This window comes from Pseudomonas sp. CFBP 8770 (assembly GCF_014841705.1).
In the GTDB taxonomy this organism is placed as follows: domain Bacteria; phylum Pseudomonadota; class Gammaproteobacteria; order Pseudomonadales; family Pseudomonadaceae; genus Aquipseudomonas.
Genome location: NZ_JACYUL010000002.1, coordinates 210,517 through 235,693, shown reverse-complemented (window position 1 = coordinate 235,693; position 25,177 = coordinate 210,517). Strand labels below are relative to the sequence as shown.

Below are 25,177 nucleotides of genomic sequence, written 5' to 3'. Positions count from 1 at the left end.
CCACAGCTCATTTGCCGAGACACCCTGACGACCCCCGCCAGCTGCTCACGGGAACATCGAGAACGCGCCAGTCGCAGCCATTGCGCCCATGATCAGGAAGCTCAGAGCGAACGCCCACTTCATGGTGTACTTCTGATGGTCACTGAACTCGACACCGGCCAAGCCGCATAGCAGGTAGGTGGATGCCACCAACGGGCTCAACAAGTGAACCGGCGAGCCGATCAGCGAGGCTCGACCAATCTCTGCATGGCTGATGCCATAGGCCTCGGCAGCCTTGGCGAGCACTGGTAGCACTCCGTAATAGAACGCATCGTTGGACATGAAGAACGTACCCGGGATACTGGCGAGTGCAGTAATCGGCGCCATGTAAGGGCCCCAGGTATCGGGCAGCATCGCCAGGAAACTGGCCGACATGGCGTTGACCATTCCCGTGCCGGACAGAATCCCGGCGAGGATCCCAGCGGCAAGAAAGATCGCGATCTGGTTCAGCGCCGTTGGCGCGTGGGCCGCAATACGGCGACGCTGGTCGGCCATGTGTGGGTAGTTGATGACCAATCCGACCGAGAACGCGACCATGAAAAGAATGGCCAATGGCAGCCATTCCATCACCAAGCCGGCCATCAGCGCGACAGTCAGCACGGCATTGAGCCAGAACATTTTTGGACGACGCAGCTCCGCGTCTTCGGCAGACATGGCCGGCATGCCGGTGGCATCGTCATCGAATGTTGAAGCGTCGACATCGTCCGGCAGGCTCAACTTGCCCAGACGCGAGCGTTCGCGAACACCGATGTACCATGCCAGAAACATCACGCCGATAAAGCCGATGATCATCGCAGGAATGATCGGCTGGAACAGTTCTGATGTTTCAACCTGCAGCGACGCGGCTGCCCGTGCCAACGGCCCGCCCCATGGCAATAGATTGGTAACGCTGGCAGCGAGGATGATCACACAGGTCATTGCCAGCAGGTTCAGACGCAAACGCTTGAACAGCGGCAACATGGCCGTCACGGTGATCATGTAAGTGGTCGAGCCGTCACCATCCAGCGACACCATGCCTGCGAGCAGCGTGGTAAAGATGACCGCTTTGACCGGATCACCTTTGATGATCTTCAGGAAGGCTCGAATAACGGGATCGAACAGCCCGGTATCGAACATCATGCCGAAATAAAGGATCGCAAACATGACCATGATGGCCGTGGGCGCCACTTTCTTCAGACCGTCGATCATCATCGTATCCATCGTCGAGCCGAAGCCCCCGAGCAGAGCGAAGATGATTGGAACGATGGTCAGCGCAACCAGCGGTGAGAGGCGCTTGGTCATGATCAGTGCCATGAAGGTTACGATCATGCCGTAACCGAGAATTGACAGCATCTGTATTTCCTCGACTAGAAGTACATTTATTTTTATGGTTAGGCGCAGAAACGCTTCGAGAATTACCTGTATAGAAACAGGGGGAGCATGCCGAGCAGCCGGTTTCACTGCCCGGAAAAGACCGTCAGCTCATGTGCAGGCCACCGTTAATGGAGAAGTCTGCGCCGTTGGCATAACCGGATTCTTCCGAAGCCAGCCATGAGCAGATCGAAGCGATTTCCTCTGGCGTGCCGAGGCGTCGGGTTGGGACTTCGCGGATCAAGCGATCCATTGCATCGACCGTGGTGACGGACTTGAGCTTGGGAGTGGCGATATAACCCGGAGAAACGGTATTGACGGTCACGCCACGCGAGCCCACTTCCTTGGCCAAGGCGCGGGTGAAGCCGCGAATAGCGGATTTGGCGGTGGAATAATTGACTTGGCCAACCTGCCCTAGTTGGGCATTGACCGAAGAGATATTGATCACCCTGCCCCAGCCTCGGTCGACCATCCCGTCGATGACTTGGCGCGTAACGTTGAACAGGGAGTTGAGGTTGGTATTGATCACGGTCTGCCAGTCACCTGGCTGCATGTCCCGAAACATCACGTTACGCGCAGTGCCTGCGTTGTTGATGAGCACATCGATCGGGCCGACATCTTTGAGGATGTTCTGGAAAGCGATCTGACAGGAATCCCAGTCAGCCACGTTACCTTCCGAAGCGATGAAGCTGAACCCCAGCTTCTCTTGCTCGGCGAGCCAGCTCGTTCTGAGCGGCGAATTCGGTCCACACCCCACCACAACGGTGAAGCCATCTTTTGCCAGGCGCTGACAGACAGCAGTCCCAAGGCCTCCCATACCAGCGGTGACGTAAGCGATGCGTTTAGTCATGTGAAGCACTCCGTTTGTTTTTGTAGGGAGTTTTATGAGAACGACGGCGGTCTGGGGCCAATAGACCCGATATTGAATTGTTTTGCAAGGTTACGACGTACAATTTATTGGTGCGGTTGGTGTTTGGATGTGAACCCTGGAAGTGAGGGCGAGCCCATTGTTTCAAAACTGCACGAATGGGTCGCTTCATGCTTCGTGACGGTGGTAATAGCGAACACTTGTAGACGACCGGTCGGTATGTGTTTACCATGCTGCCCATCATGAAGAAACCAGCTCAAGACATGCGGCAGCACATCATCGATGTGGCTCGTTCGCTGATGACCAACAAAGGCTATACGGCCGTTGGCTTGGCCGAAGTGCTGAGCACGGCGGGTGTGCCCAAAGGGTCGTTTTATTATTACTTCAAGTCGAAGGAAGAATTCGGCCAGGCTTTGCTGGAAGAATATTTCTCCGAGTACCTGGGCCGCGTGGACGCGCTCATGGCAAAGCCTGGAAGCGGCGCCGAACGCTTGCTGGCCTATTTCAACTACTGGACTGAAACCCAGGGCACTGACCTGCCCGAGGGCAAATGCCTGGTGGTCAAGTTAGGCGCAGAGGTCTGCGATTTGTCTGAAGACATGCGCGCTGTGCTCGAAGTCGGTACGGCGAAGATCATTCAGCGCATCACCGCATGCGTGGACATGGGTGTAGCCGACGGCAGCATTCATCCAGAAGGTGACCCTGCGGCCTTTGCTGAATCACTCTACCAGCTATGGTTGGGCGCCTCCCTGCTGGTCAAGGTGAACAGATCCACAGAGTCCTTTTCAAAAGCTCTGATCATGACCAAGCGCTTGCTGCACTAGTACGCGCTTTTTATTTACCCAATTTAGTAGACGACCGGTCCACTACTAAGGCTTAGAACATGAAAGACATCAGTAACACCACTGACCTGTTTTCCCCCGTACGCATGGGTGCCATCGAACTGGCGAACCGCATTGTCATGGCGCCCGTCACCCGTAGCCGTTACGCCGAAGCAGGTATCCCCACTGAGTTGCACGCCACTTATTACGCTCAGCGGGCCACCGCTGGATTGATCGTGGCTGAGGCGACCAACATCTCGGCTCAAGGCCGCGGCTATGCGGCGACCCCTGGCATCTGGAGCGAGGAGCAGGTAGCGGGTTGGAAAAAGGTCACCGATGCGGTGCACGCTGCAGGTGGCAAGATCGTCAGTCAGCTCTGGCATGTAGGGCGCTTTTCAAGCGTCGACCTGCAACCCAATGGCGAGGCGCCGGTAGCACCTTCCGCTATCCAGGCAGAGGGTAATACCTACACAACCGATGGTTTCGTACCTGTGTCCATGCCGCGTGCGCTCGAAACCGCCGAGATCCCCGGCATCATCGAGCAGTACATACACGCAGCCAGGAATGCCAAGCGCGCGGGTTTCGACGGTGTAGAAGTGCATTCGGCCAACAGCTACCTGCTGGACCAATTCCTCCGCGATTCCACCAACCAACGTACAGACCAGTACGGCGGGTCCATCGAGAATCGCGCGCGTCTGACCCTTGAAGTGACCCGAGCGATCGTCGATGTCTGGAGCAATGACCGCGTAGGCATTCGTCTGTCACCGGTGACACCGGATGCGGGAAACACGCCACCGGACAGCAATGTCATGGGCCTTCATGGCTACCTTATCCAGCAGCTCAACGCGCTCGATCTGGCCTACCTGCATTTTGTCGAAGGGGCCACAGCCACTTCGCGAGAAGTGCCGGAAGGTGTCGACATGGACGCATTGAGTGCCCAGTTCAATGGTCGGTTCATTGGCAACAACAACTACGACCTGCAGATGGCGGTAGAGCGGCGCGCAGCGGGCAAGATCGACGCCGTGGCATTCGGCCGCCTGTTCATTTCCAACCCAGACCTCGTCGCGCGCCTGCGCCGCGGTGCCGAGCTAACCATCGCGCCTCGTGAGTCGTACTACGGCGGCGGCGCCAAAGGCTACACCGATTGGCCATTGGGTAATTACTAAGACCAGCACTTACCTGCTCCCCTGCCCGTTTCATCTGGCACTCCCCTACGGTTAGTACGCGCCACCTACGCGGGAACACCGCCACAAAGGAACACGACATGAATTACCTGGACAAGAAAACCGCCATCGTCACTGGCGCCTCTTCTGGCATTGGAGCCGCCACGGCTAGAGCGCTGGCGGCCCATGGCGCCAACGTCGTCGCCGCGGCCCACGACGAAGCGGGCCTCATCGTTCTGGTCAGCGAGCTACGTGCCGACGGTTATGAAGCGGTGAGCTACGTAACGGACGTTACCTGCCCAGAGCAAACACTGGCGATGGCCCAGTTCGCCAAGGACACCTACGGCTCAGTGGATATCTTGGTGAACAACGCCGGCCTGATGCTGTTTTCCAACTGGGTCGACCTCGCCACCCGCGACTGGAACGCCATGATCGATGTGAATATCAAGGGCTACCTGAACGCCATCGCGGCCGTTCTCCCATTCATGATTCAGCAGAAGTCCGGCCAGATTTTGAACATGGACTCAGTGGCAGGGCATCAGGTCGGCCCAGCGGCCGGTGTCTACAGCGCTACCAAATTCTTCGTTCAGGCTATGACTGAATCCATGCGCAAGGAGTTGGGTGTGCACCACGGCATCCGCGTCAACACCGTAAGTCCAGGCGTGATCAATACCGGCTGGGCCGACAAAGTGACCGATCCCGAGGGTCGCAAAGCCGCCAAGTCGCTGAATGAAATCGCTATCGCGCCCGAGGACATCAGTCGCGCGGTGATCTACGCACTCAATCAACCAGCCAACGTAACTGTGAACGATCTGATCATCTCGCCGACGCGTCAGGACTGGTGATCGGATTATGCACGTCGATGTAACCCCGTGATCCGTCGAATCCAACTTCAGGAGAAACACCCTATGAGCAACAACATCAAAGCCGTGCCAACCAGCGATTACAACGCCGTCATCGAAACCGCCAGCAACTATGTCGAAGGCTTGCGTGCAGGCAACGTTGCCATCATCGCGGAAGCGTTTCATGAAGACGCCGTGATGTACGGCTTCACCAACGGGAAACTGTTGGGCGGGCCGATCAGCAACCTGTATACGTTCGTCGAAACCAACGGCACGGCGCCAGACATCAGCACTCGTCTGGACGTGCTGGCTATCACTCCGACCACCGCTGTGGTACGCGTCGATATGGAAAAAGACGCGATCGGCGCTGACTACAACGACTACCTGACGTTGATCAAAATCGATGGTGCCTGGAAAGTCATTGCCAAGGTTTACCACCAATTCGAAGGCTGACTGCGCAGTTCTGTGCCGGCGCGAGCCGCGCCGGCACTTCCCCACAACAGGAGCAACCCATGTCCAGAGTCTCTGTCATTGGCGCCGCCGGTAAAGTCGGCAAACGCCTTGTTAGTCTTCTTGTCAGTAACGGTCACGACGTAACCGCACTGCATCGGCAGCGCGTCGATTGATTTGGCTGCAAGCACGCTCAGCCAACGATAATTTTTAAAGACATGGCTTTGAAGGCTTTTGGAGTTTGATGTATGGCAACAGTTGAATACAGCGCCGTTATGGCAACCACCGCAGAACACGCCTGGAAAGAGCTAAGAAACTTTGGGGAAATAGCCCAATGGCACCCGGCAATCAATGAAAGCAGCCTCGAAGATGGGCAATCAGAAAGCACGATTGGCTCAGTCAGACGGCTTGATCTGGCAGACGGAGGCGTTCTTCGCGAACGCCTTCTGGTACTGGATGACCCCCAGATGCGCTTAACATACAAATTCGAAGAATCACCTCTACCGCTCGACAACTATCGAGCAGACGTCAGGGTGATCAAGGTCAATGGAGAGCTTCAGTGTGTTATTGAATGGCGTGCGAGCTTCGACGTCCGCGATGCAGAAATGACTGCCCACTTTGAAGCGCTGATCACTCGGCTGGTCGTGGATGGCCATGACAGCCTGGCGCGCTACCTTGCTCAGTCACAGCCGTGTAAAGACACGCACTGAAGCCAACCGGTTTGAAGGAATACTGATGTCCCATCACCGGCCAGCCTGTGATCTAAAGCGGCGGGCGCTCGAGGGCGACCCAGGCCTGCACGCTGGGACGCTGCCATTGACGTTGCGCATACTCCACCAACACTGAAGGCACAGCATCGCCATTGAGTATCAGGCGGTTGAGCATGAGCGCCAGATCGACATCCACTATCGACCATTGGCCGAAAAGATTTTCTGCGCCGTCTTTGAGCAGCGCTTGCGCCGTATAGAACAACTTTTCCGCTGACTCACGAGCCGTCGGCGACAAAGGGCCATATTGCTGACCATAGAAAACTCCAACGGTGGAGCGCTCCTGCCTGATGGGCAGCAGATCGCTGCGAATCCAGGCCTGAATCTGCCGCGCTTTTGCCAAAAGCCGAACATCTTTCGGATAAACCGGCACTTCGGGATAAACGCTTTCGAGATACTCCGTGATCGCTGAAGACTCCGACAAGGCAAAATCTCCATCCACCAGCGTGGGGACCCTCTGGGTTTGCGAGAGAGCAGCGTAGGCATCTGCCTGGTGTTCAAGTTTCTGCAGGTCGACTGCGCTCATCGCAAAATCGATGCCATTCTCGCGCAGTGCAACAAACACCGACAGGGCATAGGGGCTGGTGAACTGCGAATCGACGTACAAGTGCAAACGGCTCATGGACTGATCTCCTTATGCAGAAGACTCCACGCTACGAGATTAGGCCGAGAGAGGGAAATCAATGATTTTCATGGGGGTATGCTTGGTAGGAATGGGCTGCGTTGGGGTGTTGGTCTGGATAGGCTAGGGTCTGGGTCGATAGTACCCAGCCCACGCGTTTATCGGCTCAGGCCAGTACCGGCTCGGTGCGGACCATGGCAGTCTCGAGGTACGAATCAAGCGTCCCAGTGGCTACGCGATTCCAGACCAGGCGTTTAAAGGTTGGCACAAGTGACAGCTTGTTTGATATCATAGCCTCGTCAGCACAGACCGGAACCTTCGCTTGAAGGGGTGTTGATTTCGGAGTGAAAGCTCTCCCAGCCAGTGTGCGGGATAAGGCGCAAGCCGAAAGAACAGGCCGATATTGAGACACGCAAAAAGCCCCTGTGCGCAAGCACAGGGGCTTTTTGCTTCCTGTCACACCGACTTTCCTTTATTGCGCATCTCCAGTACGTAACGCGTGTTGAATGCTTTCCCTTTGGGCAGCGAGTGGCGACCCCAGGTATCAACCTCATAAGCGCTGATGACGTGCATTCGCAATAGATTCGTCGTTTCGGCGGGCTTGGTGATGGAAAAGAAAATCGCGTAATCATGTAGATCCAGACAAAAGTACCTCTGGCCACTGTTTTTGCTGTTATGCGGCACTACCATTCCGGTATAGAAGCGGCGCTCTATGTAGTCACGCAGCTGGGTGCTGCAGTGGTACCGCGAAGGGCAGAAGTATCTATGTTCATGCTTGTGCCGCAGCGGCTCACCGTTGCCTTTATCGTCCGTGAAGCAATGAAAGCCGAATTCGAAACGGACGGTCAGCTGGTTACCAGCCACCTCGAAGGTCATCTCGAACGGCTGCAAATGCGCCATACTCTTGGTAACACCGTTGATGACCAGATGATTCCATTGCATGTTCAGTAGCAGTCCAAGCGCCCTGTGAAGCGGGCATTGTATCGTTGCTGAGACAGATTGCATTCCGCGTCCAGGTAGACCTTTCCAACATACCGAGATGAGCCATCACTTGATGCCAGAATATCCCTGCGGTGGGCATACCGTGTGGCTGCTTTGGCTGCGTTGCGAGACTTGTGTTTGGCGCGATCAACAGAATGAATCGCGCCAATCCCCTTCCAGGTCACTCACCGCGAATCAACAACGCATCTACCAATGCCTTCGCCCCCTCGATGCAATGCACCGTGGCGCAAACCAGTCCTGGATCCACCACCCGGGCATCGCACATTTCAGATACCGAAGCATGGGCGCACGTCAGCAGATGGGACAATTGCGTCAACGCATCTTCCAGGGCAACACCCGAGTTGACGCTGAATATCGGCTGCCGGTCCGAGCCATGGCGGCCGAACGGCAAGACGTTGGTTTCCGTGATTTCGATCATGGTCAATCTCCTTATCTACGATGAACACGCCAACAGGCCTACCCATAGGCAGGCACCTATGGGAGCAAGCCCTGCCCACAGGCAGACATCTGTGGGAGCGGGCTCTGCCCGCGAATGCCGCGCCGCGGTCTATGTCCGCCAGAACTGCCAAAAGCGCCGCGGCGGCTGACTCTCGCGCTGCGCATTTCTCCGCGCCTGCTCCATCAACGCACGCTGACGCTGGAAACGCTCGACCAGCACACGGCCATCGGTTTCAGAAAAATCTGTCGGAAAATGAAACAACGGGTGATCGGAAGGAAGATCGACAACGGGTGGATCGGGGGTCGGCTTGACCATGATGCAACTCCTGACGGCTCGATTGAACCGCCACCTTCCGCTGCTAAACGAAAAGGGTGGCAGCTGTACGCGGGTTAGCAGACCGGACCGTCAGGCACCCGGCGCACCCGAAGGTGCCCCACGCACAGCCGCCATAGATCGACACTGTAGGCGAAAAAAAACGCCGACAATGGGTATGGAGGCGCTGCGCGCCTGACGAATTGTTCGAGCTGCTAAACCCGGTCGCTGAATTGGCAGCGACGGGTGTGAGGTTAGCGGAGGTGGTGGGGGATGGCAAGGTTGGGGGGAAAGGGAGTTGCTGATTGAGGGAGATGGATGGAGGATGGTTGAACAACTGCTTTCGGCCAAAAGCAGACTATCAAGGTTTCCGCTTTATAGGCGCTCTGACGGCTTTCACTGCAAGAGCCCCCTCACCGAGCTTCAACTAGCGTTCGCAGCCAGCCAGATCGTCTGGCTTAGCTAGCCTACGCATATCTACGTTAGCTAGCCACAAGTGTGACACGGGTATTAAGTGTCGTTTGAGGGTTGGTCGATTTTTATATCAAACTTCCCAATTGGTAGACGGCCATTTCTGATCATGTCATCAATGGCATCGCCCAAATAAGGATTAATTGTAGACGCTAGTATCTCTTTTTTTCTGCTGCAAGGTTTCACAAATCCACATTCGCTGTGTTTGCCTGCAGGTTTGTCGAACCAGAAACATTCGAACCCTGAAGAGATTTCGGAGTCCTCACTCCAAAAAATAAATGGAAATAATGACAGTCCAATTTGAGATTCGGGATCTAGAATTATTGGAAACTCTCGTGCTAGTTGAGTCGCTGAGCTGAATCCAACTGTTTCAATGAATGGTTGGATATCATTCGCGACCTTGAAAAGCCCTTGATATGTGCCAATTTTGAATGGTGTTGACCTAGTCTCGGATACGTAACCAAATTTCTTGCCTCTTACAATCTCTAGGCAAAGGTTAACAATTAAAACCAAGTGACTATGGCTGTCAAAGGCATCGTCGGCTAGCTTTTCATGCTTATGTTGAGTGAAATCCGAAATTGCTTTATTAAGATGGTCAAGATGCTTAGGCAGACATTTAAGCAATTCTGCGCAGAACAGCAGATTACTGCCTCCATGTTCGAGCGACCGTTCAAGAAGATCTTTCAGTGGCCCCATCGAGCGATGTTGAAAGTTTTTCAGGAACTTCTCTGATGGCTCCACTGCTAGTGATTCTGCGGCGGTGCAGTATGCTAAAAATGCTAACCCAGCCTCAAATACTTCTCTGGCAACCGCAGTGGATTGATTAGAATTTTTTACGTCGAGGTACTTCCTAAGAGGATATGCGATCGGATATGGGAGCAGAGAAAGAGAATCGCTCAGTCCGAGCCAGCTTGATTTTGAAGCTCTATATTTGGTGATCTTAACTTGATCTTCTGTGATCATGCAGATGGCGGAGCAGCTGGTTCCAAAGTCATACCCTATGTAGTTCGAACTGGAGCCAGATCTACTGGTGGGTGCTGTCATATCGATAGCGAACGCCTTGCCCTCAACAATGTTCCCCTCCACTCCAAAATCACGATTAGGTTGTTTGTAAATAAATGTTGGTTTTGCTGTGCCATCCTCACTTACGGTAAGTTGAACCGTCAGCGATGAGTCAAAATGTTTATTATCTCTCGTATGGATGATTTGTGACTCGGCATTGTATATGTCGTCTTCGCCAGAATCAGAAGGTTTTGAAAACAAATAACTCAGGTGGTTCTTGGGAGGGCTGTTTAATCTGATTCTCCATTGCAGAGGTTGATTTATGAAGTTATTGAGTGCAAGCGCAGATGGCATTAGGTCTGTTGGCTTAGCACCTTTCATATCAACTTTGTCTCCCACAGATTGAAAGGTTTTGTTGTCCTCTACTCCTTTCCCATCTGGATTAAGCTTCAGCCGTATTGGATTATATGTTACACCAACAAACTCCGATTCATCTTCATAATAGCGCCTGGCACATTCGATAGCCAAGCCAGTTGCGACTACTTCTTGAAATGATTGACTGATAGGAATAGGCTCCGCGCCTGAAAGTTCGCTTTCAAAATCACGGATTAGAAGTTCGAGCAGCCATCTGATATTGGATGACCCCCCAGAAATTAACGTAGTTGTAATTTCTTTTCCAACCAATTCTGGTTCGGCAGTTTTAAAAACCTTTTTTATTACTTTGTGCAGATGTTGATCCCATATTTTCTCAATGAAAATGTTACGTAACTGATGCCCAAACAACTCATCTTTAATCCAAGGATCTTCAGTAAATGGGTCTTTTGGCAGGCTTATACTTATTCTTTCATATGCCTCACTATGTAGACTCCAGTTTTTAATCGATGATACAAGGTCAATCTTATATTGCTCGCACTCTTGAATTAGCTGTCGGAAGTTCCGTATAAAAGCCTGTTTTTTAGGGCTAAGACTCTCGATTTGGAGTTCGCCGGATCGTATTCGTTGATGGTTTTTTATGCAGCTGTCGGCGTCAGCTTTATTGCGAGAATCAATGCTTCTCTTGATCAAATACTCTGCGAGGCATTGATTGATATAAAATCCGCCCTTAGGCACTGAGTCGGCTCCGAGAGGCTTGGAGTGTTTTCCCGATAAGCTAATGTCTCCCTTGTTTGTGGATTCAATTATGCATCCATCGAATGTGCCACCTCCAAAATCTAACACTAAAGCAATGTGTTTAGCGTTTTCTTGGAGATGGGGAATTCGTTGTCCATATCTGTAGTATTGGTAAACGGCGAATGGTTCGGGTAGGAATTCTACCTCTTCATATCTGCTTAGAATCCTTCTAATGTTGCCTCTGTAGTTTTGAACCCATGCTTTATAGTTTTCTTGCAGCTGAAAGTTTAGGGGCTCTGCGACAATGATTTTTGCTGAGATTTTTGTATTGTTATTTGGGTTTAACTCTTGCTCAATAGCTGTTAGCGAGCCCTCAATGAAATCCTTGCTTAACTCGTAAGCGCTTTTCTCTACGCCTGATTCAGTGGGGAACAATTTTCGAGTTGGTGAGCCTGGTGAAATATCACCGAGGTCTATTTTAAAGTTGTTATTTATTATTCCAGAGGCTGTCTTGGTGGCAGGTAATCCGAATAATATTTCACCATTTTTATTATATCTGAGCGCGGTTGGAATATATCGGCTGCCATTGACTTCGATCGGTTGGACACCAGTTACCCACAGTGTTTTTTGTACTTTTATCATCTCTATCCTTGGATTTTTCCACCCGGCGAGGTTTTGGGATCGGCGACATTTAACGATGCTGACCTTCACCAGTGACCCGCAGGGAGTGCTTTGTGGATTATCAAAAGCTGCTTTCGGAACCTATCAAAATGCCACTACCCCGTCCATACGGCATCGATACGATTAACACATCATGCAGAGGAAAGTTCAAATGGGGCATCCAAAGCTCGAGTCAATGTCAGTAATTAGGATCGTGCGCCGCAGTAATTCCACCGGATCATCGCCGCCTTTGCGCAAGCCAAATGCGTTGGTGTGCATTCTTGCTCGAGGGCCACCTTGAGGTGATAGATGAATCGCCCCAAGGGTGGTAGACGCTTCTGATGGTCTGCTTTTGGCCGAAAGCAGCCCTTTCAGCACGTAGTCATCGACCGCCAGTGATTTACACCATTCGCAGTCTTGGTCCAAACAACAGCCGCCACCCTCGGAGATATCACACCTCCAACATCTGCCGCACGCTGCAAGAAGACGACTCTCGAAGCAAATACCTACCCCATGCGGATAAGGCTATCAACTGGATCGACATCTTCGAAGCTCTGAAAGTAAGATCTTCGGCTGTCATCGAACGCACTCCAGAAACGCTGCACAAACGCCCGATCAGGGGTTCTGGATACACCTGGATGTTGCTGATCGAAGACCTGCTGACCGTTCCACACAATCCGCCCCACGCCACCCTCCTTGAACCCCGGCAACAGCAAAACATCATTCAAGACACAGCAATCCGACCAGCCCCCATCAGCGGACAAACCTGCACGGCTCGCTCGGCCAATAGGTTGCGTAGAGCGTGCATTTGTCCAATGCGCTCGTCCAACAAAGCGATTTTCTCAGCAAATAATTTCGCCAGCAGATCGGTGGAAGCTTCTTCGCCAGTCCATAGCAGCGGCAGATTTTCACCGATCTCCCGCAGTGAAAATCCCAACTGCTGCGCCAGCTTGATATATCCAACCAGTTGCAGCGTCTGCTCGGTATACAACCGGTAGCCGTTGGCAGCACGACCCGGCTTGATCAAGCCTTTCTCTTCGTAGAACCTCAGGGTATCGACTGACACGCCCGCCTTCGCTGCCACTTCTCCGATCTTCACGCGTCAATTCTCCCTTTGACTCTGGACCTAACTCCAGGCTTTAGCTTGCGGGCTCCAACTGTGAGGGGTGAATATGATCAGCGTAAATAGAAATCTACAGATCGTTCGGGCCAGTGCTGTTTACGATCTTGTGGTCACTGCGGGCTTCATGACGCCTTGGACGGCATTGCTGGTTTTTGAAGGATTCGCAGCGCTGTCCGCTGCGCTGGCATTGGACCGAGCGGTCCCCACGCTGGACACTACCGCAATACTGTTCGCCAACCTGCTGGGCAGCATCGTGGTGGTCTGGTCGATATGGCGGCTGGTGCAACCGAGCCGCAGCATTGGTTTGTATGACGCACTGGCGAGAGTGCTGTTCGCTGCCTGGCAGCTGTTTGCAGTAGCTCACGGCGCCAGTTTTCTGATTCTGATCTTCACAGTTTTCGAAGTGGCCTTTGCCATCGCGCAACTGCTGCCGACAGACAATCCACGAGCGGTTCAAACGCAGGCACGCCCTGAGGGTTGTGGTCTCGGTGCGCGGTAGACGAAAGTCTCGCTATGGCGTCACCCGCAACAGCTTCGCATCGACTCCATCGGTCAGCACATAGATCGACCCATCGGGAGCTACCTTGACGTCGCGCATGCGCTCGTCCAGTTCGCCCAGCAGTAGTTGCTGATCGACGATCTGCTGACCGTTACGCACAACGCGGCGCACGGCACGCTCCTTGAGTGCCGGGACCAGCAAATCGCCTTGCCATTGGGGAAACAGCGGACCGTCGTAGATGGCCAAGCCAGCAGGTGCAATCGACGGTGTCCACTCCAGGATTGCGTTCTGGTAGCGAGGCAACCGGGTGAATGGCGTTATTTTCGCAAACGGGTAGTCGATACCGCCCGTGACGATGGGCCAGCCGTAGTTGGCGCCTGGCACAATGCGGTTGACCTCGTCGCCGCCGCGCGCGCCATGCTCGGTGATCAGCAAATAGCCCGTTGTCGGGTCGACGGCGATGCCCTGCACATTGCGGTGGCCAAGGCTGTAGATCTCCGGAGCCACGTCGGTTTTACCCATGAAAGGGTTGTCTGCTGGTGGACGACCGGCGCGGTCGATTCTGACCAGGGTGCCCAGATCGTTCGCCGGGTTTTGCGCTTCCTCTCGTCGCTCGCTGCCGTCGCCTAGCGCGAGCACCAGGGTCTGGTCGCGAAGAAAGGCGATGCGCCCGCCATTGTTGCCGGCGCGAGGTTTGAGCGTGGAGCTGAACAGTACGCGGACGTCGTCGATCCGATCATTCGCCAACGTGGCACGCACAAGGCGCGTGCCGTTCGCACCGGCTTCGCCATAGGCCATGGTCAGGTAAAGCCAACCGTTGTGTTCGAACTGCGGATCCAGCGCGACCTCCATCAATCCCGCGGTACCGCCCTGCTGGAAGATGGGCGGCAGCCCGTCGAGCTTGATCTGCGAAGACGCGCCATCGGCAGCGATGGCCAGGAGTCGCCCTTCCATCTCTGTGACCAGGACGCGGCCGTCTGGAAGAAACGCCACCGACCATGGGCGGTTCAGGCCTGTCGCGACGGTCTGAACCTTGTAGCTGGCGGAATCTACCCTTGCTGGCGTATTGCCGGTACCAGGGGCCATGGCGAAGAACAACATGGCGGGCACAGCGATGAGAACCGCCACCACACCCGCCTGACGCCACTGCCCTCCTCGGCTCGACGAATGAGCAGTCACGACGGAAGGCGCGCTCAGACGCGCATAAAGCCACCCGCCGACGATCCCCGTCAGCGACATCAGCACATGGCCAACCGCCGTGCGGGTGCCCGGCAATGCCGGCATCGGAATCACCGAGCGCATCAGCCAGAAGACGAAACCCAACGCACCCACGCTGGCCGTGATGAAAACGAGCCTGCGCCAGGAAGCTGGGGTGAAACGCAGCACCCAATGGCCTGCCAACACCGCGAAAGACAGCGCCAAAAAGGCTATGCCGGCCATGACCGGAGCGAACCGCGCAAGGTCTTCGAGCGTGGTCCAGAGTCGAACCGACAAGGTCACCGGTGCACCGAGGCGAATCAGTTCGGCGAGGTTGAGCTGAGTCTGCACGACGCTGGCAATGGCACCCGTCGCCAGCGCGGCGACGAGCAATGCCCTTATGTAGTGGATCGCGGCCTTCATTCGATGCGTTCTCTGCCTGGCTTTCAATGCTTGGAGATTAACCGCAAACACTGCACGCCAACACTCAAAAACCAGCCTACCCGCGGCCCTTCGCCCGATCGGCCTGAGTCCGCCCGTCATACCCCCAATCGGTTGCCGGATGCTCCTTTACAACGATGTAGGTCGCCGGGTGAAGGTCCGGCAGGGCCCGTTGGAGCAACGACATGACACTTGCGATAAACGCAGTTTTTTCCTCTTCCGAGTTCGTCCCGGCGGTCACGCTGACCTCAAGATGCGCCGCTGCCGGCTGGTCATCAGCGCCGACGGTCCAGCGATGTGCCCGCGGCACTTCGATCAGCACCGAAGTGAGGTCCCGGCGTTTGCCCAGGGCGTTGGCGATCAGGTCAGTCAATTCGGTGCACAGCTGGCGGCCCTGGTCGAGAGACGGCTCGTGCGACAGGGTAAGTCTGGCAAAAGGCATTTTCGTTTTCCTGGCGGTGATGGAGATCGAAGTCTATTTGAGAAAAACGAAACTATACTCAAGACCTTCCACACCCCAGGTTTGAGTTTTCCTCATGATTACGGACATTCCCTCCCCTTTGCTTCGCACCTTCGTGGCGGTGGTCGATTGTGGCTCGCTGGCCGCGGCGGCCACGCGCATTGCGCGCAGTGAGTCGGCGCTCAGCCTGCAGATCGCCCGTCTTGAAGGCATCGTACGCCAGCCGCTGTTCGACAGGGATGGCCGGGCATTGCGGCTCAACCCTGCCGGAGGGCTTTTGCTGGGCCATGCGCGCTCGATCCTGGGTCGTATAGACGCCGCACGTGCGGAGCTTGCGCCGGACACCGCAGCGCCGGTTCGACTCGGTGTCGTGCAGGATTTCGTGGCAGGGGTATTGCGCCCCACGCTTGCAGACGTCCTCGCCGCGACCCCTGGCGGTGCTTTTTCAATTGTCGTGGCCAGCACGGCAGAACTGCTGCAGGCCATAGGCGAGGACCGCATCGACGCCGCCTTGTGTGCGGGTGAGCCGTTTGGCGGCAGCGTGGTCACCCGGCTTCCCATGAAGTGGTTCGGCAACCCGGATCTGCTGCTCGGTGACGTAGTTCCACTGGTGGGCATCACCCTGCCCTGCCCGTTTCTGCTGGCCGCGCAGCGGGTGCTGGACGCCGCAGGGCGTCCGTGGCGCATGGCGCTCACCACCCCAAGCCTTGACGGTGTACGTGCGGCGGTCGAGGCAGGACTGGGGATTACCTGCCGCACCGAAGCGGGCTTCTGCCTACCGGCAATGGAGGGTACAGAGCTGCCGCCACTGCCGGAGATCGCCTATTCCATCGTAGAGCGACGGCGGGGCGATGCAGGTACGCGTCTGGCCGTCAGCAGAATGCGAGAGCACCTTGAAGCCGTTGCGCACCACTCATAAAAAGGCGAACCGCTTTACCTAACAAACGTTAGGGAGCCTATTGACGCGCTGCCAGGAGGCGCCTATGGTCTGTCTACCTAACAAGCGTTAGGCCAGACTGCTCAATTCTTCAGGACCCGCCCATGACTTCCAAACTGCAGCTCTTCACCTCCCCCTCGGCTTTCCCCAACCCGCAGCGCCTGCGGTTGTTCATGCACGAAAAGGGCATTGCCGATCAGTTCGATGAAACCATCTACGACATGGCGCCGGGTGGGCAGCAGCGCGGTTGGCGCCATCTGAACATGAACCCGTGGGGTGAAACGCCGACCTTGCAGTTGGCCGATGGCAGCTACCTGGCGGAAACGGCGGCCATCGCGCGTTACCTCGACCAGTCCTATCCGGGCCGCAAGATCATGGGCGAAAGCGCGCTGGAACAGGGCCTGGACACCATGTGGGACAACCGCATCTGGGTGCATATCCTCTATCGCATCGTCACCGCGTTCCATGTGCTGCACACCGGCCTGGGCTTCAAGCTTGAACTGACCAAGAACGAAGCATGGGGTGAGCACTGCCGCAAGGAGGCGCTGATGCATGCCGCCCTGGTCAATCGCCATCTGGCTGACGGCCGTGAATGGCTGCTGGGCGGTGCCGAGCCGACGTTTGCCGACATCACTTTGGCAACCGCCATTGCCTTCTCCAAGTTCCCGGTCAACGCCACCCCGCTGGATGAGCGTTTCGAGCATCTGGACAGCTACTGGCAGCGCTGGCAGCAACGGCCAGCCTTCCAGGCGGCCTACGCTGACCGCAGCAGCGGCATACCAGAGCTGGATTCGCCTACCGTCTGACAGCTCACGATGGGTAGCCGCTATCGAGGCCGTCACTACCTGACGGTCTCGGTAGGCGTCATGCCGAGCCCTTTTGCTTTAAGATGCCGCGCTTCCCCGAGAACTCGTCCTACGTACGAAAGGCACCCCAATGAGCAGCAACGCCCGCGAGGCCATACTCTTGGCTGCCCGAAACATTGCCCAGTCACAAGGCTACAACGGGCTGAATTTTCGTGACCTGGCGAATGAAGTCGGGATCAAGCCGGCCAGTATCTACTACCACTTTCCGAGCAAGGCCGACCTCGGCGTTGCCGTTGCCCGGCGCTATTGGGAAGACGGTGCGGCTGCGCTGGAAACCATTTCCGAGCAGACCCCCAACCCTGTCGAAGCGCTGCAGCGCTTCCCCGAGATCTTTCGGCGCTCGCTGGAGGCTGACAACCGGCTTTGCCTGGGCAGCTTCGTGGGGGCTGAAACCGATAACCTTCCCCCGGCCATGGCCGAGGAAATCCAGGCCTTCGCGCAGGTGAACATTGCCTGGTTGAGCCGGCTGCTGGTGGCGGCGCACGTGTGCGAACCGGCTGCAAGCGAGGTACGTGCGCGGGCTATTTTCTCGGCAGTGGCCGGCGCTCAACTGGTTGCCAGAAGCCACTCGGACATCTCGCTGTTCGATACGCTGATCGAGGCCTATCGGGCTTACGGGCCCCTGCCCCCCCGTCAGTAGCCTTCAGGGCCCACTTCCATTACCGCTGCACGCGAAACTGTTTCGGTGACTGCCCCGTACAGCGTTTGAAGAAGCGCGAGAAGTAGGCCGGGTCGGAGAACCCGAGGTTGTCGGACACTTCGGCGATGGTCATGCTGGTGTAGACCAGATCGCGCTTGGCCTCCAGCAGCAATCGCTGGTTGATCATCTGCAACGCAGATTGCCCCGCAAGGCGCCGACACAGCGCGTTGAGATGGGCAGTGCTGATGCCGAGCGTCGCGGCATAGTGGTCGATAGGCAGGTGTTCACGAAACCGCAGTTCCAGTGTCTTGATGAAGACCTGCAGATAGTCGCGCCCCCGATCGACTTGCAAGGTGTCCGATGAGGACAGTGCCTGTTTGCGCCGACTGAGCCAGATCGACAGTATCGTGATCAAGGATTGCAGCATTGCATCGCGGCCCGATCGCTGTTGGCTGTACTCCTGGGCAAGGGCTGAAAACAGCGTGTCCAGATATGCACGCTCGGCACCGACCGGATAACACACAGCCGTGGTCAGCACCGGGCTGCCGAGCAAGGCGCCGAGCTGATGGGCCAAGGGTAGCGCCAGGCTGAGCACGTGGCCCTGGGTGTCGGCGGAAAATTTGAAGGTGTGCACGCTCAGCGCTGGAACGACCTGCAGCGAAGGAGAATCGACGAGATTGACCTCATCCTCGACCTTCAACGTGGCCTGCCCTGCCTGCACGTACAACAGTTGCACCAGATCGCTGTGCCGATGGGGTTTTATTTCCCAGCCATGCAGCTTGCTACGCTCGGGAATCGACTCGCAATGGATCAGGTCTGGCGTCGGCCAGGCCCCGGTTTCGCCGTACAGCTTGAACACCGGAACGGGCGCGGCGAGCAATTTCGACATTGTGTCTTCTCCCCTGCAACGATCCGCCGAAAGTCCATGAAATATGCCGGATATTGCCTTCTTATCTCAAGTCTGCTCATCAAAAATACAGGGGACAACAATAAAAGTGCACTGTAAGGGGTCACGCCCGCAGTCGCACCGCACAGGGCTGCTCACATGAAAACTCAAGTCGCTATTATCGGCGCCGGTCCGTCCGGCCTTCTGCTCGGCCAACTGTTGCATCGTGCTGGTATCGACAACGTCATCGTCGAACGCAAGGACCCCAACTACATCCTCTCGCGGATTCGTGCCGGCGTGCTCGAACAGGGCACCGTCGACCTGCTGCGCGAAGCTTCGGTCAGCGCGCGTATGGACGCCGAGGGTCTGGTGCACGAGGGGTTCGAACTGGCGTTCGATGGACGCAGTGAACGCATCGACCTCAGCGCTCTGACCGGCGGCAAAACGGTGATGGTCTACGGCCAGACCGAAGTCACCCGCGACCTGATGCAGGCCCGGGCCGCCGCCGGCGCGCTGACGGTCTACGAGGCCGACCAGGTTCAGCCCCATGACATGAAAGGCGACCATCCGTACCTGACCTTCCAGCGCAACGGCGAGACGGTTCGCCTGGACTGCGACTACATCGCCGGCTGCGATGGCTTTCACGGCGTGTCGCGGCAAGCGATTCCGGCAGAGGCCCTGAGCGTCTTCGAACGCACCTACCCCTTCGGATGGCTGGGTATCCTGGCCGACACACCGCCGGTCAACCACGAATTGATCTACGCCAACCATGAGCGTGGCTTCGCCTTGTGCAGCATGCGTTCGGCAACGCGTACCCGTTACTACCTGCAGGTGGGAGCAGAGGAGAAGGTCGAGGACTGGTCCGATCAGCGCTTCTGGGATGAATTGAAGCGTCGCCTGCCCGCGCCTGTCGCAGAGCGACTGGTGACCGGCCCGTCCATTGAAAAGAGTATCGCGCCGTTACGCAGTTTCGTGGTGGAGCCGATGCAATACGGCCGTTTGTTTCTACTCGGCGATGCCGCCCACATCGTCCCGCCCACGGGAGCCAAAGGCCTGAACCTGGCGGCCAGCGATGTCAGCACTCTGTATCGCATCCTGCTCAAGGTCTATCGCGAAGGGCGTACCGACCTGCTGCAGAAGTACTCGCACATCTGCCTGCGCCGCGTCTGGAAAGCCGAACGGTTCTCTTGGTGGATGACCTCGATGTTGCACCGTTTTCCCGACACCGATGCCTTCGGTCAGCGTATCCAGCAGACCGAACTCGACTACTTCGTGGGTTCGCCTGCCGGCCGCCAGACCATCGCCGAGAACTACGTGGGGTTGCCGTATGAAGACATAGAATGAATACGAGCTTCCAGTGCGGTACGGAAACTGCATTGATCTGGCTTTGCCGCCAAGCCAATGACGCCTTTTATGAAACCAAGCGACTTTACCCCAGCCAGACTATCGCCGTCGTTGCTGAGCAAAGCCCTGATAGGCTTCATTGCATTGGTGTGCCTGTCCTTGAGTCTGGCGACCGCCTGGCAAATGAGCTTGTCCCGGGAAGAACGTCTGGCGGCTGCCAAAGTTGCAGTTTCCAATATCGTCCGTGCCGCCGAACAGCAAGCTCAAGATACGGTGCGACAAGCTGACAATACCTTGCGTGATCTTGTAGAACGCGTAGAGCACGACGGGCTTGCGATCGACGCGCGAGCGCGCTTGGCGAAGCTGATGGCGGCAAACGTGTCGAACGTCGAGGCTGTCCAGGGGCTGTTCATCTTCGACGCCCAGGGCAACTGGATAGTCAACTCGTTCTCCGAGATCCAGACCCACGATAACGGTGATCGTCCTTATTTCATCTATCACCGTGATCACAGTGATACAGCCACGCGAATCGGCTCCATCGTGAAAAGTCGCATCACCGGGGATATGGTCATCCCGATCAGCCGACGTATCAATGGCGCTGACGGCACTTTTGCCGGTGTGGCATTGGCCACGGTGCCCGTTGCCTATTTCCAGACGTTCTTCGAGCGAATGGATGTAGACGACCAGGGCGTTATTTTCCTGGCACTGAACAACGGTGACCTGCTGGCTCGACGCCCCACCTTGACCGCGCTGATGACCACCAACCTTGCCAAAGGCGATATTTTCTCGCGCTATCTGCCCGAGAGTGACAGCGGTATTGCCGTGACCAAGTCTTTGGTGGACGGTGTGGAAAGGATCTATGCCTACCGCCGAGTCACCGGCCTGCCGATCGTCGCGGCCGCGGGTGTCTCCTCCCAACACGTATTCGCTCCCTGGTGGGCGTATGCCTATCGGTCGGCGGGGCTGATTGCGCTGATCTGCCTTGCCTTGATAGGGCTGAGCGTCTTGCTGTACAAGCAAATTCAGCAACTGATAACGGCGGAAAGCGAGCTGCACAGCGCCCAGAATGAACTGGAGATCATCGCGCAAACCGACAGCCTGACGCAGTTGCCCAATCGACGTTGCTTCGACTTTGCCGTGCGCAAGGAATGGGCGCGAGCCAGCCGCAATCGCTCGACGCTGGCGATCATCCTGTTGGACATCGATTGGTTCAAGCAATACAACGACCAATACGGGCATGTCCGGGGCGATGACTGCCTCATGGAAGTCGCCAACCTGATAGGCAGTGCGGTGCACCGAGCCGGGGATCTGGCGGCACGTTATGGTGGCGAGGAATTCGTGATTCTGCTACCGGAAACGGATCTTGCCGGTGCGCTCAGCGTCGCCGAAAAGGTCAGGCTGTCCATTTTCAATGCCGGCATAGAGCATTCAGCCAGCGCGCTGGGCAACGTCACTGTCAGCTTGGGCGTGGTGGCAATCAATGCACCCAAACATGACGCCTATACCGCGGCCCTGAAGGAGGCGGACAGGCTCCTGTATCGTGCCAAAAACCGAGGCAGAAACCGTGTCGAGGCGAACGAGCTGCTGGGTGCACAAGCAACCGGTTCATACGCTAGCAGCCTGGTGACTTAGCGCATCTGCCCGGGATTATCCCGAGCCTGGGCTGCCGTCTGTAACCGCAGCCCAGCCCCGCTCCTCACACTTTGAAGCGTCGTACCACAGCGATCAGATTGGCGTTGGATGCGGCGAGCGCAGACGTGCTCTTCTCGGTTTGAGCGCCTCCTGCCACCAGGTCCTCGACTATCTGCCGCACCGCTACCATGTTGCGGTTGACCTCTTCACTGACGGCGCTCTGCTCTTCAGCCGCAGTGGCTATCTGCGTGCTGAGGTCGTTGATGCATACAACCGATTCGGTCATCGCATCCAAGCCTTCGTTCACCCGGGAGGTCTTGTCTACCGTGGCCTGGCAGCGCGCCTTGGTGCTTTCCATCGCCACCACGGCAGCACTGACACCCTGCTGCAGACGGGTGAGCATTTCATTGATTTCCGAGGTGCTTGATTGGGTACGGCCTGCCAAGGCTCTTACTTCATCGGCAACCACTGCAAAACCGCGGCCTTGTTCGCCTGCACGCGCCGCCTCGATCGCAGCGTTGAGCGCGAGGAGATTGGTCTGCCCGGCAATGTCACCAATCACGCCCAGTACAGAATTGATGCGCTGGGCATCGTGTTCCATTGCCCTGACCTTGGTAGTGGCTTCTTCCACTTCCGAGATCAGTTCGCGGACACTGCTCGACGCATCTTCGACCACCACCTTGGAATGCCGGGCCTTCTCGCTCGCCACCTGGGTCATGCTCGCCGTTTGCGCGGCATTGCGGGCGACGTCATCGGCGGTAGAGCTCATTTCGGTGATGGCCGTCACCGCTTGATCGGTTTCATTGGCGTGGCGAGTCAGAATGCTGTTGGTGCCACGGGACTGTCCGCGTAGCTGCTCGATACCCTCGGCAATCAATGAAGACGAGTCGGACACTTCACTGATCATTTTCTGCAGATAGACGATGAAGCGGTTGATCGAGTGGCCCACTGCGCCAACTTCGTCCTCGGCGCGAATGACGATGCGCTTGGTCAGGTCGGCATCACCGGCCGACAAGGTATCGATATTGGTCTTGAGCACCGCCAAACGGTTCATCAGTTGCCTGAGGGCGAACACGATGACCAGCAGCATGATGACCACCATCGGGATCTGCAGCATCGCCAGGGTCTTGAGCACATGGCTGCTTTGCGCCGTCAGCACTTCGGTGGGTTGGGCTACCGCCATCTGCCACGGTGTGCCTTCGACGGGCATCAGGAACAAGGTGTATTCCTTGCCATTGCTGCCGACGAACGTCGAACGCGTGGCACCGGGGCTTTTCAGCAAACCCTGCAATGCTGCCGCAAAGGGGTATTGGCCAGCCAGGTCGCCGAGATTCTTCAGTACGTTGTTGCCTGGAATCTCCGGCTGGTTGCTCAGAACTTTGCCGTCGCTCTCGACGATCATCAGTTCCGCGTTGATCTCGCGCTCTTTCTGCGCGATCAGCTCATTGAAGAAGCCCAGCGTCACATCGATGGTCGCAACGCCATAGGCGGCGCCGTCCTTGGTAATGGCCATCGCGCAGTTGGTGCGCGGCTCCGGGCTGGCATCGTCCTGGTAGGCTGATGCCCAGTTGCACTGCCCCGCAGGGGCCTTGAGCCCACCGAGGTACCAGGACTGCTCGAAGTAGTTTTTCGATTCAGGCGAGTTCCAGTGGGTGTTGACTATCAACTGGCCGCTGGCATCGCGGTGATAGAACGTACTGTGCTTGGCCCGGCCCACGGTCCGTTTATCGGGAAGAGGCCAGATACCACCGCCGAATACCTTCGACTCGCCGTACTGGTTGACCATGCTGGGCAGCAGGCGGTCGATACTGTCGCTGTCGAGTTGCGCAACCGTCTCGGTAATCACCCGCTGCTGCGCCTGCACCCGCGCCAACTCGCGCTTGATGACGGCACTGATTTCCCCTGCCTCAGTGACCAACTTGCGTTCATCGGTGCTTGTAAGGCTGGGTGTGATGAAGTAATTGACCCCAATCGCCGTCAGCACCGCGACGAGCAGAACGAAGCCTACGAAAGTAGCGGTGTAGCGAGTTTGAATGGTGTGGAGCATGAGGGGCGCATCCGCAAGGTGTGGAGTTATTGATCTTGTATAACCTTATCGGCGCGGAACTTTGTCGCATGAGTGCAAGCCCTGATAAAACGCGAAAATCTCGGTTAATCAGGGGCGTGCACGGCTTGCTTATTCAGTGCGATCAGAGCGCGTTCACCTGACCGATCGCCAGTGGCTCGGCGCTTTCGCCGATGCCGTTTTCCAGGGGTGCGCCAAACGCATCGAGGCTGATCTGGAAGCGATCACCCGGCTGGGTTTTCACGCCGTCGGCGAATGACAGTGTCGCGGTGCCGAAGTAATGCACGTGGACATCGCCCGGGCGCAGAAACTGCGCGTATTTGAAGTGATGGAATTCAAGGTTGGCGAGGCTGTGGCACATGTTGTCTTCGCCGCTGAGAAACTCCTTTTCCCAGAGCGTTTGGCCATTGCGAATGATGCGGCTGGTGCCGGCAAGATGCGCTGGCAATGCACCCACGCGCAGTTCCGGGCCGTAGGCGCAGAAGCGTAATTTCGAATGGGCAAGGTAGAGGTAATTGCGCCGCTCCATGACATGGTCGGAGAACTCGTTGCCCAGGGCATAGCCGACGCGGTACGGCTGGCCATCCTCACCAATCACATACAGCCCGGTGAGTTCCGGCTCTTCGCCAGCATCTTCGGCGAAGGGTGGAACAGGGAAATCGGCCCCCGGCCGCACGACGATGCTGCCGTCCCCCTTGTAGAACCATTCCGGTTGCGCGCCGGCTTGGTCTTGTGCAGGTCTGCCGCCTTCCAGGCCCCATTTGAAGATGCGCATGGTGTCGGTCATGCCGGCTTCGACAGCGCCCTCTTGCTGGTGCATCTTGTCGCGCGCCGAAGCGCTGCCCAGGTGAGTCAGGCCGGTGCCGCTGATCAGGCAATGCGCAGGGTCTTCGTGATCGAGCGGCGGCAATACGCGGCGCTCTTGCAACAGTTGCGCGTAGTCCGGCCCCGGTCGCGTGCCACGGGCGGCAACTTCATCGGCCAGGCCGTGGTGACCGCGAATGGCCGCCAGGGCCAGCTCACGGGTCGTGCGGGTGTCATTGATCACCTGGACGTGGGCGCCCTCGACAACGCCAACCTGGCGTCCCCCGTCGGTGTTTTCGAATTGAATCAGACGCATGTGTGGCCTCCGGAACGTCATGGTTGGCGCCGCCCGCAAGCGGCGCCAA

Annotated in this window: 24 protein-coding genes and 2 pseudogenes; 12 read left to right on the top strand and 14 right to left on the bottom strand. The window is 56.7% G+C overall.

Annotation, left to right across the window (positions count from 1 at the left end):
- Nucleotides 1-45: 45 nt before the first annotated feature.
- Together IFT98_RS05930 and phbB are read right to left on the bottom strand one after the other, a co-directional pair.
- Nucleotides 46-1,371 carry a CitMHS family transporter gene (locus tag IFT98_RS05930; RefSeq protein ID WP_192047732.1) on the bottom strand — a complete coding sequence of 442 codons (1,326 nt, stop codon included), beginning with the start codon at nucleotides 1,369-1,371 and terminating at the stop codon, nucleotides 46-48.
- 124 nt (nucleotides 1,372-1,495) lie between these two features.
- Nucleotides 1,496-2,239: an acetoacetyl-CoA reductase gene (gene phbB / locus IFT98_RS05925; protein WP_192047731.1), complete on the bottom strand. Its 744-nt coding sequence runs from the start codon at nucleotides 2,237-2,239 to the stop codon at nucleotides 1,496-1,498.
- Between the two features lie 260 nt (nucleotides 2,240-2,499).
- Between phbB and IFT98_RS05920 the strand changes: the two genes are divergently transcribed.
- From IFT98_RS05920 to IFT98_RS05895, 6 genes and pseudogenes are all read left to right on the top strand, one after another.
- A complete protein-coding gene (locus tag IFT98_RS05920; protein WP_122714116.1) occupies nucleotides 2,500-3,081 on the top strand; it encodes a TetR/AcrR family transcriptional regulator in 582 nt (193 codons plus the stop codon).
- Between the two features lie 59 nt (nucleotides 3,082-3,140).
- Nucleotides 3,141-4,244 carry an alkene reductase gene (locus tag IFT98_RS05915; RefSeq protein ID WP_192047730.1) on the top strand — a complete coding sequence of 368 codons (1,104 nt, stop codon included), beginning with the start codon at nucleotides 3,141-3,143 and terminating at the stop codon, nucleotides 4,242-4,244.
- A gap of 98 nt (nucleotides 4,245-4,342) precedes the next feature.
- A complete protein-coding gene (locus tag IFT98_RS05910) occupies nucleotides 4,343-5,086 on the top strand; it encodes an SDR family oxidoreductase (protein WP_192047729.1) in 744 nt (247 codons plus the stop codon).
- Between the two features lie 63 nt (nucleotides 5,087-5,149).
- The gene (locus IFT98_RS05905; protein WP_122713857.1) at nucleotides 5,150-5,536 is read left to right on the top strand and encodes a nuclear transport factor 2 family protein; all 387 of its coding nucleotides are present in this window, start codon (nucleotides 5,150-5,152) and stop codon (nucleotides 5,534-5,536) included.
- A gap of 59 nt (nucleotides 5,537-5,595) precedes the next feature.
- Nucleotides 5,596-5,697: pseudogene (locus IFT98_RS05900) on the top strand (NAD-dependent epimerase/dehydratase family protein); the annotation flags it as partial.
- An 84-nt stretch (nucleotides 5,698-5,781) separates the two neighbouring features.
- Entirely contained in the window at nucleotides 5,782-6,243 is a 462-nt protein-coding gene (locus tag IFT98_RS05895; RefSeq protein ID WP_192047727.1) for an SRPBCC family protein, read from the top strand.
- A gap of 52 nt (nucleotides 6,244-6,295) precedes the next feature.
- On the opposite strand, the gene yfcF is transcribed toward IFT98_RS05895, so the two are convergent.
- The 6 genes from yfcF to IFT98_RS05865 all read right to left on the bottom strand — a co-directional run bounded on the left by yfcF (nucleotide 6,296) and on the right by IFT98_RS05865 (nucleotide 13,017).
- Nucleotides 6,296-6,922 (bottom strand): glutathione transferase, encoded by a 627-nt coding sequence (gene yfcF / locus IFT98_RS05890; RefSeq protein ID WP_192047726.1) that lies wholly within the window; start codon nucleotides 6,920-6,922, stop codon nucleotides 6,296-6,298.
- Between the two features lie 456 nt (nucleotides 6,923-7,378).
- On the bottom strand, nucleotides 7,379-7,822 hold the full coding sequence (locus tag IFT98_RS05885) for a hypothetical protein (RefSeq protein ID WP_122476218.1): 444 nt from the start codon (nucleotides 7,820-7,822) through the stop codon (nucleotides 7,379-7,381).
- A gap of 262 nt (nucleotides 7,823-8,084) precedes the next feature.
- Nucleotides 8,085-8,342, bottom strand: coding sequence for a DUF3077 domain-containing protein (locus IFT98_RS05880; protein ID WP_192047725.1), 258 nt, complete (start codon nucleotides 8,340-8,342; stop codon nucleotides 8,085-8,087).
- 129 nt (nucleotides 8,343-8,471) lie between these two features.
- A complete protein-coding gene (locus IFT98_RS05875) occupies nucleotides 8,472-8,678 on the bottom strand; it encodes a hypothetical protein (RefSeq protein WP_192047724.1) in 207 nt (68 codons plus the stop codon).
- Between the two features lie 507 nt (nucleotides 8,679-9,185).
- The gene (locus IFT98_RS05870) at nucleotides 9,186-11,900 is read right to left on the bottom strand and encodes a hypothetical protein (RefSeq protein WP_192047723.1); all 2,715 of its coding nucleotides are present in this window, start codon (nucleotides 11,898-11,900) and stop codon (nucleotides 9,186-9,188) included.
- Between the two features lie 742 nt (nucleotides 11,901-12,642).
- Nucleotides 12,643-13,017, bottom strand: a complete 375-nt coding sequence (locus IFT98_RS05865) for a MerR family transcriptional regulator (RefSeq protein ID WP_192047722.1) — start codon at nucleotides 13,015-13,017, stop codon at nucleotides 12,643-12,645.
- Between the two features lie 73 nt (nucleotides 13,018-13,090).
- Here IFT98_RS05865 and IFT98_RS05860 point away from each other — a divergent pair, with 73 nt between their 5' ends.
- Complete coding sequence (locus tag IFT98_RS05860; RefSeq protein WP_192047721.1) at nucleotides 13,091-13,540, top strand: hypothetical protein; 450 nt, start codon at nucleotides 13,091-13,093, stop codon at nucleotides 13,538-13,540.
- Between the two features lie 12 nt (nucleotides 13,541-13,552).
- On the opposite strand, the gene IFT98_RS20980 is transcribed toward IFT98_RS05860, so the two are convergent.
- Together IFT98_RS20980 and IFT98_RS05850 are read right to left on the bottom strand one after the other, a co-directional pair.
- Nucleotides 13,553-15,280, bottom strand: a complete 1,728-nt coding sequence (locus IFT98_RS20980) for a PQQ-dependent sugar dehydrogenase (RefSeq protein WP_244650873.1) — start codon at nucleotides 15,278-15,280, stop codon at nucleotides 13,553-13,555.
- Entirely contained in the window at nucleotides 15,237-15,620 is a 384-nt protein-coding gene (locus tag IFT98_RS05850; protein WP_192047720.1) for a tautomerase family protein, read from the bottom strand. The genes IFT98_RS20980 and IFT98_RS05850 overlap by 44 nt, the downstream gene beginning before the upstream one ends.
- Nucleotides 15,621-15,714: 94 nt before the next feature.
- On the opposite strand from IFT98_RS05850, the gene IFT98_RS05845 reads away from it, so the two are divergent.
- The 3 genes from IFT98_RS05845 to IFT98_RS05835 all read left to right on the top strand — a co-directional run bounded on the left by IFT98_RS05845 (nucleotide 15,715) and on the right by IFT98_RS05835 (nucleotide 18,081).
- Nucleotides 15,715-16,557, top strand: a complete 843-nt coding sequence (locus IFT98_RS05845) for a LysR family transcriptional regulator (protein ID WP_192047719.1) — start codon at nucleotides 15,715-15,717, stop codon at nucleotides 16,555-16,557.
- 122 nt (nucleotides 16,558-16,679) lie between these two features.
- Nucleotides 16,680-17,381 (top strand): glutathione S-transferase family protein, encoded by a 702-nt coding sequence (locus tag IFT98_RS05840; RefSeq protein ID WP_192047718.1) that lies wholly within the window; start codon nucleotides 16,680-16,682, stop codon nucleotides 17,379-17,381.
- 130 nt (nucleotides 17,382-17,511) lie between these two features.
- On the top strand, nucleotides 17,512-18,081 hold the full coding sequence (locus tag IFT98_RS05835; RefSeq protein ID WP_192047717.1) for a TetR/AcrR family transcriptional regulator: 570 nt from the start codon (nucleotides 17,512-17,514) through the stop codon (nucleotides 18,079-18,081).
- Nucleotides 18,082-18,100: 19 nt separating this feature from the next.
- Here IFT98_RS05835 and IFT98_RS05830 read toward each other — a convergent pair whose 3' ends face one another.
- Nucleotides 18,101-18,970 (bottom strand): helix-turn-helix domain-containing protein, encoded by an 870-nt coding sequence (locus IFT98_RS05830; protein WP_192047716.1) that lies wholly within the window; start codon nucleotides 18,968-18,970, stop codon nucleotides 18,101-18,103.
- A 156-nt stretch (nucleotides 18,971-19,126) separates the two neighbouring features.
- On the opposite strand from IFT98_RS05830, the gene pobA reads away from it, so the two are divergent.
- Nucleotides 19,127-20,311, top strand: coding sequence for a 4-hydroxybenzoate 3-monooxygenase (gene pobA / locus IFT98_RS05825; RefSeq protein WP_192047715.1), 1,185 nt, complete (start codon nucleotides 19,127-19,129; stop codon nucleotides 20,309-20,311).
- Nucleotides 20,312-20,380: 69 nt separating this feature from the next.
- On the top strand, nucleotides 20,381-21,943 hold the full coding sequence (locus IFT98_RS05820; protein WP_244650871.1) for a sensor domain-containing diguanylate cyclase: 1,563 nt from the start codon (nucleotides 20,381-20,383) through the stop codon (nucleotides 21,941-21,943).
- A gap of 64 nt (nucleotides 21,944-22,007) precedes the next feature.
- Here the strand turns inward: IFT98_RS05820 and IFT98_RS21175 are convergent, their stop codons facing one another.
- The 3 genes and pseudogenes from IFT98_RS21175 to araD1 form a co-directional block, all read right to left on the bottom strand.
- Nucleotides 22,008-22,850, bottom strand: a complete 843-nt coding sequence (locus tag IFT98_RS21175; RefSeq protein ID WP_446730814.1) for a methyl-accepting chemotaxis protein — start codon at nucleotides 22,848-22,850, stop codon at nucleotides 22,008-22,010.
- A gap of 15 nt (nucleotides 22,851-22,865) precedes the next feature.
- Nucleotides 22,866-23,990 (bottom strand): annotated as a pseudogene (locus IFT98_RS21170) (cache domain-containing protein); the annotation flags it as partial.
- Nucleotides 23,991-24,132: 142 nt separating this feature from the next.
- Nucleotides 24,133-25,128 (bottom strand): AraD1 family protein, encoded by a 996-nt coding sequence (gene araD1, locus IFT98_RS05810; RefSeq protein WP_192047712.1) that lies wholly within the window; start codon nucleotides 25,126-25,128, stop codon nucleotides 24,133-24,135.
- Between the last annotated feature and the right edge of the window lie 49 nt (nucleotides 25,129-25,177).

Coding starts and splice junctions, on each gene's coding strand:
- IFT98_RS05930 (WP_192047732.1), bottom strand. CDS start 1,371: ATGCTGTCAATTCTCGGTTACGGCATGATCGTAACCTTCATGGCACTG.
- phbB (WP_192047731.1), bottom strand. CDS start 2,239: ATGACTAAACGCATCGCTTACGTCACCGCTGGTATGGGAGGCCTTGGG.
- IFT98_RS05920 (WP_122714116.1), top strand. CDS start 2,500: ATGAAGAAACCAGCTCAAGACATGCGGCAGCACATCATCGATGTGGCT.
- IFT98_RS05915 (WP_192047730.1), top strand. CDS start 3,141: ATGAAAGACATCAGTAACACCACTGACCTGTTTTCCCCCGTACGCATG.
- IFT98_RS05910 (WP_192047729.1), top strand. CDS start 4,343: ATGAATTACCTGGACAAGAAAACCGCCATCGTCACTGGCGCCTCTTCT.
- IFT98_RS05905 (WP_122713857.1), top strand. CDS start 5,150: ATGAGCAACAACATCAAAGCCGTGCCAACCAGCGATTACAACGCCGTC.
- IFT98_RS05895 (WP_192047727.1), top strand. CDS start 5,782: ATGGCAACAGTTGAATACAGCGCCGTTATGGCAACCACCGCAGAACAC.
- yfcF (WP_192047726.1), bottom strand. CDS start 6,922: ATGAGCCGTTTGCACTTGTACGTCGATTCGCAGTTCACCAGCCCCTAT.
- IFT98_RS05885 (WP_122476218.1), bottom strand. CDS start 7,822: ATGGCGCATTTGCAGCCGTTCGAGATGACCTTCGAGGTGGCTGGTAAC.
- IFT98_RS05880 (WP_192047725.1), bottom strand. CDS start 8,342: ATGATCGAAATCACGGAAACCAACGTCTTGCCGTTCGGCCGCCATGGC.
- IFT98_RS05875 (WP_192047724.1), bottom strand. CDS start 8,678: ATGGTCAAGCCGACCCCCGATCCACCCGTTGTCGATCTTCCTTCCGAT.
- IFT98_RS05870 (WP_192047723.1), bottom strand. CDS start 11,900: ATGATAAAAGTACAAAAAACACTGTGGGTAACTGGTGTCCAACCGATC.
- IFT98_RS05860 (WP_192047721.1), top strand. CDS start 13,091: ATGATCAGCGTAAATAGAAATCTACAGATCGTTCGGGCCAGTGCTGTT.
- IFT98_RS20980 (WP_244650873.1), bottom strand. CDS start 15,280: ATGACGGGCGGACTCAGGCCGATCGGGCGAAGGGCCGCGGGTAGGCTG.
- IFT98_RS05850 (WP_192047720.1), bottom strand. CDS start 15,620: ATGCCTTTTGCCAGACTTACCCTGTCGCACGAGCCGTCTCTCGACCAG.
- IFT98_RS05845 (WP_192047719.1), top strand. CDS start 15,715: ATGATTACGGACATTCCCTCCCCTTTGCTTCGCACCTTCGTGGCGGTG.
- IFT98_RS05840 (WP_192047718.1), top strand. CDS start 16,680: ATGACTTCCAAACTGCAGCTCTTCACCTCCCCCTCGGCTTTCCCCAAC.
- IFT98_RS05835 (WP_192047717.1), top strand. CDS start 17,512: ATGAGCAGCAACGCCCGCGAGGCCATACTCTTGGCTGCCCGAAACATT.
- IFT98_RS05830 (WP_192047716.1), bottom strand. CDS start 18,970: ATGTCGAAATTGCTCGCCGCGCCCGTTCCGGTGTTCAAGCTGTACGGC.
- pobA (WP_192047715.1), top strand. CDS start 19,127: ATGAAAACTCAAGTCGCTATTATCGGCGCCGGTCCGTCCGGCCTTCTG.
- IFT98_RS05820 (WP_244650871.1), top strand. CDS start 20,381: ATGAAACCAAGCGACTTTACCCCAGCCAGACTATCGCCGTCGTTGCTG.
- IFT98_RS21175 (WP_446730814.1), bottom strand. CDS start 22,850: ATGATCAGTGAAGTGTCCGACTCGTCTTCATTGATTGCCGAGGGTATC.
- araD1 (WP_192047712.1), bottom strand. CDS start 25,128: ATGCGTCTGATTCAATTCGAAAACACCGACGGGGGACGCCAGGTTGGC.